Annotated in this window: 1 protein-coding gene; it reads left to right on the top strand. The window is 35.3% G+C overall.

Annotation, left to right across the window (positions count from 1 at the left end; translation table 11 throughout):
* A partial coding sequence (locus K5S59_RS29710; protein ID WP_220784125.1) for a DUF11 domain-containing protein occupies positions 1-363 on the top strand: 363 nt, incomplete at both ends.

The following is a 363-nucleotide window of genomic DNA, read 5'->3' as shown; positions in this document are numbered from 1 at the left end:
ATTACATTAAGTAACCCTGGAAATGTTACTTCACAAAATATAATTTTCACAGATATTTTACCTGACGGAACGACATTCATATCTGGCACTCTTACAAACGATTCTGGTACACAGCAGATCGGAAATCCAGCTAACGGGATTCAGATTGGAAATATAAATCCAAACGGAACGGCTGTGATTACTCTCAACGTACTTGTTACAAATATTCCAAGTATAAATCCAATTTCTAATTCTAGTTCTGTACAATTTTCACATGTGGTCGACCCTAGCCAACCTTCCGTATCACAAATGAATGTATCTAATGCTGTTTCGACAACTATTAATAGTGCAATTTTAACAACCCAAAAAAGTGCTGATGAATTA

Source organism: Bacillus sp. BML-BC051 (assembly GCF_019656175.1).
Classification (GTDB): Bacteria; Bacillota; Bacilli; order Bacillales; family Bacillaceae_G; genus Bacillus_A; species Bacillus_A mobilis.
Note: the sequence above shows the minus strand (reverse complement) of the source record. Positions and strands in the feature narration are given on the sequence as shown.